Source organism: Kitasatospora sp. NPDC058190 (assembly GCF_042883685.1).
Classification (GTDB): Bacteria; Actinomycetota; Actinomycetes; order Streptomycetales; family Streptomycetaceae; genus Kitasatospora.
In genome coordinates, this window is sequence record NZ_JBHVVI010000067.1 from 43,570 (window position 1) to 50,540 (window position 6,971).

Here is a 6,971-nt window from a genome sequence, read left to right on the forward strand (position 1 = left end):
GTACGCCTCCGGCGTGACCACGAACTCCTCGTTGGCCATCTGACGGCGCAGCGCCGCGTGCGCGGCCGGCGCCAGCCGCGGCCAGGCACCGGTCAGCCACACGTACGCCAGCGCCCGGGCCACCTCCAGGTGGACGGGCGACAGGTCCTGCGGACCGCCGCGCTCCGAGGCGGCCACCGACCACGCGGCCCGGAACTCCGCGAACGCGGCCGGGCCGACCTGCTGTCGGGCGGTCTCCAGATAGCGCTCGGCCATGCCGGTGGCGTACAGGTCGAACGCGGGGAAGCGGTCAGGGGCACACAGGGGTCGGCGAAATCCTCGGCCTCCTGTGTCACAGCTGGAACCGTCATCACGCTCCTCTCTCACGGGGGGAGTCCGCCCGGACCGGGGGGTCAAATGCCCCCGATGGAACAGTTCTCGGGCGAACCATCCGGCATCATCACCCACCCGCCCGGCGCAACCCCGGCTGCGCCGGCCGGGCGCCCGGTTTCACCCGAACGGACGCCAACCATCCCCGGGGCGCGTCGGCGCGGTGCCGGGCACGGACCCTGTGCACCCGTGCGCGCGTGGGCGTCGTGGCCTCCGCATCGCCCCGCCCGTGCTCGACCGACTGGGCACGACGGCCCGTACGCGCTCACATGTGCGGTCCGCGGGCCGTTCCAGTGCTCCGCCGGTACGTCGCCCTGGCCTGCTACTGATCGACCGGCTCGGGCCGGAAGGCGTGGTCGATGTTCTCCTCGACCCAGTTGCGCAGGTGGTTGAGGGGGACGGCGGCGCTCCGGCCGAGGGGGGTGAGGGAGTACTCGACGTGAAGGGGGACCGCGGGGTAGACGGTGCGGTCGATGAGGCCGGCGTCCTCGAGGCGGCGCAGGGTCTGGGTGAGGACTTTGGGGCTGACGCCCTGGAGCTTGCGCTGGAGCTCTCCGAAGCGCTGGGGTCTGTCCTCGAGGGCGCCGATGGCCAGTGCGGACCACTTGTTGGCCAGCAGGTCGAGCAGTGCGCGGCAGGGGCACTGGGCGGCGTAGACGTCGTGATGGGAGTGCTGGCCGCTGGGGCAGCTGGTCGTCATTTCCTGCGCTCCTCACCAGGTTACTTCCCAATGGGAAGTAATAGACCTTGAAGGTAACTATACCCCCGGGGATAGCGTCGTCGACGTCAACGGGAGGACCGCCAACGGCCTTCCGCAGAATCCTCTTTCAGGAGATGACGCATGTCCGCAGACACGATGCGCGCGGTGGTTCAGGACGGTTTCGGCGGCCCGGAGGTGCTGCGGGTCCAGCAGGTACCCCGCCCCAAGCCGCTGCCCACCGAGGTGCTGGTGCGGGTGCACGCCGCCGGCATCAACCCGGTGGACTGGAAGACCCGCGGCGGGACAGGTATGGCCGGCCTGCTGGGTGAGCCGCCGTTCACCCTCGGCTGGGACGTGTCCGGTGTGGTGGAGGAGGTCGGCTTCGGTGTCACCACGCTGAAGGTCGGCGACGAGGTCTACGGCATGCCTTGGTTCCCCCGCGCCGCGAACGCCTACGCCGAGTACGTGACCGCCCCGGCCCGGCAGTTCGCCCGCAAGCCGGCCGCCCTCGACCACGTGCACGCCGCCGCCGTGCCGCTGGCGGCGCTGACCGCCTGGCAGGCCGTGGTCGACACCGCCGACGTGCAGGCCGGCCGGCGCGTCCTGATCACCGCTGCCGCCGGCGGGGTCGGCCACTTCGCGGTCCAGTTCGCCCGACACCTGGGGGCCCACGTGATCGCCACCGCCAGCGCCGCCCGCCACTCCTGGCTCAAGGAGCTCGGCGCGGACGAGGCCATCGACTACACCACCACCCGCTTCGAGGACGCCGCCGCCGACGTCGACGTCGTCATCGACCTGGTGGGCGATGCCCATGACCGGACCAGCACCCGCTCGCTGAAGGTGCTGCGCCCCGGCGGCCTGCTGGTCGCGATCCCGGCCGGGGTCTCCACGGAGCTGGCCCAGGCCGCCGAGGCGGCCGGCGTGCGAGTCACCCCGTTCCTGGTCGAGCCGGACGGTGCGGCGCTGACGACGATCGCCGGGCTGATCGACGCCGGGAAGGTCGCCGTCGAAGTGGAGGAGACCTTCCCGCTCGAGCGGGCCGGCGCGGCCCACGCCCGCGGTGAGGCCGGCCGCACCCGGGGCAAGCTCGTCCTCGCTGTCGCCAACTGACCATTCCGGCAAGTGTTTTGGAGTGACACCGTGTACTACGAGATTCGCCGTTACCAGGCGCAGCCCGGACGCCGGGAGGAGTGGGTGCGCTACATGGAGGACGTGGTCATGCCGTTCCAGGCCTCGCTGGGCATGGACGTGACCGCCTCCTTCGTCGATGCCCAGGACGAGGACGGCTACGTGTGGATCCGTCGCTTCGAGGACGAGGCCCAGAGCGAGGCCCTGTACGCGGCGGTCTACCAGCACGACCGCTGGAAGAACGAGATCGGCCCGGTCGTCCACGGCCTGCTGATCCCCGAGAAGTCCGTCGTCACCCGCGTCACCCCCACCCCGGCCTCGCCGCTGCGGTGACCCCCGACCGCTGCGCGCCGCCGTACGGCACAGCAACGAAGGAAGCTTCATGAACATTGACACGCTCCAGAAAACGGCCCCCGCCCCCACGATCACTCAGGCCGCCGCCGGTGCCCTGATCGCGGCGGTGCACGCGGCCGCGGCCCGGATCGGCTTCACGGCTGCCGTCGCCGTCACCGACCAGGGCGGCCACCTGCGGGCCTTCGACCGCGCCGACGGCGCACCCTTCCTCACCGCCGAGGTCGCGCTCGACAAGGCCTGGACTGCGGCCTCCTTCCACACGTCCACCCACGCGTGGAACGACTACCTGACCAACCCGCGGATCGCACCGCTGGCCGGCCACCCACGCCTGATGGCGGTCGGCGGGGGATACCCGATCACGGACCACGGCCGGTGTGTCGGGGGACTCGGCATCTCCGGCGGCAGCTACGAGCAGGACCAGCAGGCAGCCGAGGAGGCCCTGACCGCCCTCGGGTTCGAGCTGCCTGTCGGCTGAACGCCTGTCGAACACCGCCGCCCCACGGGTCCGCCCCCGGGCCGACCGACACGGCCGGTCCGGGGGCGGTTGGCCGTGGCTGCCCTGCGAGAGCTGTTCGAGCCGGTCGGACGCCTGAACCTGCGCGGCGTCGATCCACGCGCGGTGACCTCGCCACCGGTGACGCCGGGACCAGCCTCCTGCCCGACATCCCGCCCACACCTCGGTGAAGCGGAAACGCGGCTGTCGTATCCGGCGCGGACCCGACGGCACCTCGAACGAGTTCCGGCGCCTGGAACCTGCGCAGCTCAGAGCCTCATCTCAGGCTCGGCGGCTCGGGCGCCGCCGGGCGACGAGGGCAGCGATGTCGTCGTCGAGTTCGCCTCCGCTGTAGGCCATCAGGTCGCGATGGAGGTGGTCGAGGAGTTGGTGGGGCGCCTCGCCGCTCCACGAGCGGATGCGTTCGGTGAGGGGGTAGAAGGCGCCGGAGCGGTCGCGGGTCTCGGTGACCCCGTCGGTGTACAGCAGGAGCTGGTCTCCTGGATGGAAAGGGGCGAGATCGACGTGGTAGCCGCCGCTCACCAGCATGCCCAGGTTGAGCGGCGGCGAGGGGGCGGCGGGCTGCAGCTTCCGGACCCCGCCGCGGTGCAGCAGCAGTGGGGGCGGGTGGCCGCAGGTGACGGTCCGGACGACCGGTTCGTCGTCCGGGATCTCGACGAGGAGCGCGGTGATGAAACGTTCGGCGATCTCCGAGCCCGGGACTCCCGGGTACTGGGAGGCGTGGCGGCTCATGCTCGTCTCCAGGCGGCGCGCGAGGTGGGGCAGGTCGGGCGAGTCGTGGGCGGCCTCGCGAAAGGCGCTGAGTAGCGCCGCGGCCGTCTGCACCGCGAGCAGGCCCTTGCCGCGTACGTCGCCGATGAGCAGCCGTACGCCGTGCGGGGTGCGTATCGCCTCGTACAGGTCGCCGCCGATCCGCGCCTCCGCCGCGGCGGCCAGGTAGAGGCTCTCCAGCGTGACGTGTCCGAGGTGGCGTGGTACCGGGTGCAGCACCGCCAGCTGGGCGGCCTCAGCCACCGAGCGGACCTGAATCAGCTGGTGGGCGCGTCGGTCCAGCAGACGGTTGAGGAAGACGGCGAATGCCGCAATCGCCGTGAGGGAGGCCAGCTCGGAGTAGGCGGTCGCATCGCGCAGCGCATGGAAGTCCACCATGAGGCCGACGAAGATGGCGCACGCGCCCACTCCGGTGAGCACGGTTCCCCACAGGGGCAGCAGCGCGGCGGCAGCAACCATGGCTGTGGCGAGGATGGCGTCCGGCCTGACATCGCGGGGCGTGAAGAGGCCGACGGCCAGGCCGATGAACAGCAGCAGAGCAGGCAGCATGCGCAGCAACCTGGCCCGCGCACCAGTGCAGTGCGGGACTCCGCGTTTCTCGCCGCGTTCCTCAGGAGACCTCGCCACAATGCCGCTCCCCGGGGTCACGCAGATCGATCGGCAGCCTGGGCCCGGAAGCCAGGACTCCGATTTGGGTCATTTTATCGCCGTTCGCCCGTAGCCCACGAGCCAGCCGCTTCTCGCCGTCACCCGTCCTCTGCGTCGCCGTCCGCGACCTCGTCGACCTCGCCCTTGGCCACAGCACCATCCGCGACCGCTTCAATGCGGCGGGACGGGTCGAGCCGTCCGGGGCGGGGGAGATGCCGGAGGACCCGTCGCCGGCCGGACGGCCTCGGCTGGGAGGCGGAGACCATCACCCTGCGTGAGCGCGCCGAGGCCTACGGGCGCCCGGTCCCTCACTGGCCGGGACGGCGCCGGGCCACAACGGGTGCCCGCGACGTGCGAGGTGTCACTGCTCCCTGCACGTGGTCCCGCAGCAGTTCGAGTGCGCCCGACGGGCGGGGATGAGTCGGGCGCGGAATGATGGCAAGCGGCCCCGGTCCCGCCGTTCCCCGGAGATGATCCGCCGATGACCACCGGCCGCCGGCCCGCTGTCCGGCCCCGGCTTCGTGGTGGTCGACGTCAACGACGGGGCCGGAACCTCCTGCAGCCCAAAGGTGTATCCGGGCGTCGCCGACCGCAACAGGTCGGGGTGGTCATCCTGGTCGGCGCGGGACCGGCCGCTTCGCACGTCCCGCCATCGGCGTGACCGGAGAACGAATCGGAGTGAGGGGCCAGTGACTCCGTCAATACCTGTGCTGAGCACCATATCCGTCGGCGTGGGCCCCACAGGGGTGGCGATCACCCCGGACGGTGGTCGCCTCTATGTGGCCAACAACGGTTCAGGAACCGTGAGCGTGGTCGACGTGGCCTCCGGCTCCACTACCGCCACTGTCACCGTGGAAAACGAACCGCAGGGGCTGGCGATCACCCCGGACGGACGCCGCGTCTACGTGACGCACCCCGTACTCGGTCTGGTCAGCGTGATCGATACCGGCAGCAACGTCGTCACCGGAACCATCGCCGTGTCCGAATTCCCGTTCGCAGTGGCGATCACACCCGACGGGCGTCGCGCCTACGTGGCGCGGGCCGGGTCAGACCAGCTGACGATCATTGACGCCGCGACGGACTCGGTGACGGGCAACTCCGACCCCCTGGAGATAGGCGGCCTCGTCAGCATCGCGATCAGCCCTGACGGTCGCCGCGCCTACGTGCTGCCCGACAGCACCTGCCTGGCACTCGTCCTGGACACCGCGACCAACACCCAGGTTCCCGGGCCCCCGATCGTCATCGGCTGCGCTGCGGTCGGCGTGGTCTTCACACCGGACGGGCGGCACGCCCTCTCCACGAGCTCAAGCCTCGGTGAGCAGGCCGAGTTGCTCGTCATCGATACAGCCACCCAGAAGGCGCACTCTGTCCCCATCGGCGACTCCGCGTTCGGAATAGCGGTCAGTCCCGACGGACTCCAGGCCTACATCTGCGGCGGTCGGGCCACGGACACGGTCACGGTGGTCTCGGTCCAGGCCGTTCTGAGCGCGGTCGCCTCGTCCGGCTAGCTGCGATACCAGTGACCTTGGTGGCTCTTGGTCGTCGGTCCGGCTGCGCCAAGGCCTGGACAGGTGAAGTCGTCGGGGTTGATCGGTTCGCGGATCGGATCGCGCTGGGGGTGCTGACCCGGGCGTTTTCGCCGGAGTTGGTCGACGAGGTGGTCGCGGAGTGCGGCCGGGTTGAGAAGCGTCACCGGCTACTGCCTGCGCGGGGGTCGTGCACGTCGTTCTCGCGATGTGCTTGTTCTGCGGGCAGGGCTATGAGGAGGTCGCGCGGCTCGTCACGCACGGTCCCGAACTGGAACGGCACACCGGTATCGCATCTAGCCGATCGCGATGACGGGGTGGTCGGCGGGGTCGATCCACTGCATCGTCCGGGCCATGAAGGCGGCGGGGACGGCGACGCAGCCGGCGGTGGCGCCGGCCTGGGGGCCGAGGTCGTGGAGGAAGATGCCGGCGCCGCGGCCCTTCACCACGGGGGAGGTGTTGAAGTCGATGACCAGGACGTTGTCGTACTGGACGGGGTAGTTGATGAGGTGTTCGCTGCCGAGGGGACCCTGTTCGGTGAGGTGGAAGCCGCCCTCGGAGTCGGTGCGCATGCGGTTGTAATGGGCAGAGGAGGGGTCCTGGACCCACCAGTCGTGCGCGGTGACGTGGTGGTAGGGCATCTTCGTGCCCGGGTCCGGGGAGATGCCGAAGGCCTGGGTGATGGTGTAGGTGCCGGTCGGTGTGGTCCCGGTCCCCTGGACGCGGGTGGGGCCGTCGTGCACGCCGCCGGACCCGATGCGCGCGTCAGTGGTGGAGTCGAGGGAGCGCCAGACGCCGTCCTGGCGAACCCACAGGGTCACGGTGGCGCGGGTGCCGTCCGCCTTGACCGTGATCACCTGGTCGGCTGAGCTTCCCCCGCTGGGTGGGAGGTGCTGATTACCTGGTCAGGGCGGGTGTGGGTGGTTCGACGGCCACCGGTTCGGCCGTCGTCTGGTCGGCG

At 70.9% G+C, this 6,971-nt stretch carries 7 protein-coding genes and 1 pseudogene; 5 read left to right on the top strand and 3 right to left on the bottom strand.

Annotation, left to right across the window (positions count from 1 at the left end):
• Positions 1-691 precede the first annotated feature (691 nt).
• Positions 692-1,069: a winged helix-turn-helix transcriptional regulator gene (locus ACFVWU_RS27465; RefSeq protein ID WP_387625848.1), complete on the bottom strand. Its 378-nt coding sequence runs from the start codon at positions 1,067-1,069 to the stop codon at positions 692-694.
• A 141-nt stretch (positions 1,070-1,210) separates the two neighbouring features.
• Between ACFVWU_RS27465 and ACFVWU_RS27470 the strand changes: the two genes are divergently transcribed.
• From ACFVWU_RS27470 to ACFVWU_RS27480, 3 genes are read left to right on the top strand one after another with little or no spacing between them, the layout of a single operon-like run.
• Positions 1,211-2,179: an NADP-dependent oxidoreductase gene (locus tag ACFVWU_RS27470; RefSeq protein ID WP_387625850.1), complete on the top strand. Its 969-nt coding sequence runs from the start codon at positions 1,211-1,213 to the stop codon at positions 2,177-2,179.
• A gap of 30 nt (positions 2,180-2,209) precedes the next feature.
• Complete coding sequence (locus ACFVWU_RS27475; RefSeq protein WP_387625852.1) at positions 2,210-2,530, top strand: NIPSNAP family protein; 321 nt, start codon at positions 2,210-2,212, stop codon at positions 2,528-2,530.
• A gap of 49 nt (positions 2,531-2,579) precedes the next feature.
• Positions 2,580-3,026 (top strand): heme-binding protein, encoded by a 447-nt coding sequence (locus ACFVWU_RS27480; RefSeq protein WP_387625854.1) that lies wholly within the window; start codon positions 2,580-2,582, stop codon positions 3,024-3,026.
• Positions 3,027-3,326: 300 nt separating this feature from the next.
• On the opposite strand, the gene ACFVWU_RS27485 is transcribed toward ACFVWU_RS27480, so the two are convergent.
• Entirely contained in the window at positions 3,327-4,385 is a 1,059-nt protein-coding gene (locus ACFVWU_RS27485; protein ID WP_387625856.1) for a PP2C family protein-serine/threonine phosphatase, read from the bottom strand.
• Positions 4,386-5,230: 845 nt separating this feature from the next.
• Here ACFVWU_RS27485 and ACFVWU_RS27490 point away from each other — a divergent pair.
• Both ACFVWU_RS27490 and ACFVWU_RS27495 read left to right on the top strand, forming a co-directional pair.
• Positions 5,231-5,992, top strand: a complete 762-nt coding sequence (locus ACFVWU_RS27490) for a YncE family protein (protein WP_387625858.1) — start codon at positions 5,231-5,233, stop codon at positions 5,990-5,992.
• 110 nt (positions 5,993-6,102) lie between these two features.
• Positions 6,103-6,147, top strand: a pseudogene (locus ACFVWU_RS27495) (hypothetical protein); the annotation flags it as partial.
• 159 nt (positions 6,148-6,306) lie between these two features.
• On the opposite strand, the gene ACFVWU_RS27500 reads toward ACFVWU_RS27495, so the two are convergent.
• Entirely contained in the window at positions 6,307-6,867 is a 561-nt protein-coding gene (locus ACFVWU_RS27500; protein WP_387625860.1) for a L,D-transpeptidase family protein, read from the bottom strand.
• Between the last annotated feature and the right edge of the window lie 104 nt (positions 6,868-6,971).

Bases quoted from the DNA above. Each gene is read 5' to 3' on its own strand.
- ACFVWU_RS27465 (WP_387625848.1), bottom strand. From the start codon at position 1,069: ATGACGACCAGCTGCCCCAGCGGCCAGCACTCCCATCACGACGTCTAC.
- ACFVWU_RS27470 (WP_387625850.1), top strand. From the start codon at position 1,211: ATGTCCGCAGACACGATGCGCGCGGTGGTTCAGGACGGTTTCGGCGGC.
- ACFVWU_RS27480 (WP_387625854.1), top strand. From the start codon at position 2,580: ATGAACATTGACACGCTCCAGAAAACGGCCCCCGCCCCCACGATCACT.
- ACFVWU_RS27485 (WP_387625856.1), bottom strand. From the start codon at position 4,385: ATGCTGCCTGCTCTGCTGCTGTTCATCGGCCTGGCCGTCGGCCTCTTC.